The 1,516-nt window shown below is 61.5% G+C and carries 2 protein-coding genes; both read left to right on the top strand.

Going from position 1 to position 1,516, the window contains the following annotated elements; all coding sequences use genetic code 11:
- The coding region (locus tag NBH14_RS28595; protein WP_494546204.1) for an OmpA family protein at positions 1-1,083 on the top strand (1,083 nt) is incomplete at its 5' end.
- Positions 1,080-1,516 (top strand): FimB/Mfa2 family fimbrial subunit (locus NBH14_RS28600; RefSeq protein ID WP_250818015.1); only part of this gene is annotated, 437 nt, incomplete at its 3' end. The genes NBH14_RS28595 and NBH14_RS28600, both read left to right, overlap by 4 nt.

A 1,516-nucleotide genomic window follows, 5' to 3' on the forward strand; every position in this document is an offset into this window, starting at 1 on the left:
AAAAAAGGAAGCCGCCACGAGATCGACTATACCGTCCGCGTGCCTTACACCTCCTGGATGCGCAACGCCGGATTGTCGCTCCGCCAGATCAGCCGCGACTGTTGCCGGGGAGAGGTGCTTGCCGACGAGGTACTGACCGCCGACCTGGCGCTCGTCCCGCCCTGTGTAAAGATAGCCGGCGAACCCACTGCCGAGGCTGCCGCGATCTACAACCGCTATAATAAGGAAATCCGTTTCCTGATCCCCGAAGAAGAACCCGGCCGCCTGCGCACCGAGACGCTGGTAGCCTACCTCGACTACCGCCAGGGCAGTGTCCGCGTGGAGCCTGACTTCGGGAAGAACCCGGAAGAACTCGCCTATGCCGACAGCCTGTTCCGCCGCCTGAAGGCATCCGGCATCTCGCAGTTCCGGCAGGTGCTGGTCACCGGCTACGCCTCGCCCGAAGGTTCCTACCAGCATAACGAGACACTGTCGCGCCAGCGTGCCGAAGAGTTCCGCACCTACATCAGCCGCCGCTACCTGCCGGAAGGCTGCCCGGTGATCTGCGGCAGCGTGGCGGAAGACTGGGAAGAACTGCGCCGCATGGTGTCGGTCTCCGGCAAACCCTATGCAAAAGCAGTCTGTTTCATCATCGACAACTACGGCATTTTCGAAGGCCGCGAAACCTACCTGATGCAACTGGAAGACGGCCGCGTCTACGGCGAACTGCTGCGCGACTTCTTCCCCTACCTGCGCCGTGTGGAACTGCGCCTCAGTTACGAATCGGCCCCGGTCAGCGACGCCGAAGCCGCCCGCCTGTTGTACTCGCATCCCGAACGGCTCACCCTCCCGGAGATGTACCGCGTCGCCCGTTACTACCCGCCCGCCACGGAGCAACACCGCGAAGTCTACGTAATCGCCGCCGAAACCTACCCCGACAGCCTCGTTGCCCAAATCAACGCCGCAGCCGCCAGCCTCCTTTTGGGCGACATTGAGACCGCCCGCCATTACCTCGACCGCGAAGACGTAAAAACCGACCCCCGCGCCGCCATCAACCGCCAGGTCATGTTGGAGTTGATTATCAGAAAGGAGGACTCCTTATGAAAAGACATCTCTCTTTATTGGCATATTGGCACATTGGCATATTGCTATTAGTGGCCATCGCCACTAATAGTTGCGACCTCGACGCCGAGCTCCCCGACTGCGACTACACCGCCCGCCTGGAATACTGGTACGTCTTCACCGGCACCGCCAACGAACTCCCGGACTACGTCGACACCATGGACGAATACCTCTTCGACGCCTCCGGCATCCTCCGCCAGGTCGAGCAATTGGCTGGCGACAGCCTTCTCGCCCACGAACTGGTCGTCCCCCCGGGCACCTACACCCTGGTCAGCTGGGGCAACCTCGACGGCCGTAGCCGCATCGTCCCCGCCATCATCGGCCAAACGACCCTGAACGAAATCCGCCTGGAGCACAACGACATAGCATCTGAAAGTACCCTTTCCCCTCTCGAGAGGGGGCAGGGGGTGTGTCA

It is taken from the genome of Parabacteroides caecihominis (assembly GCF_023656785.1).
Lineage (GTDB): Bacteria > Bacteroidota > Bacteroidia > Bacteroidales > Tannerellaceae > Parabacteroides > Parabacteroides segnis.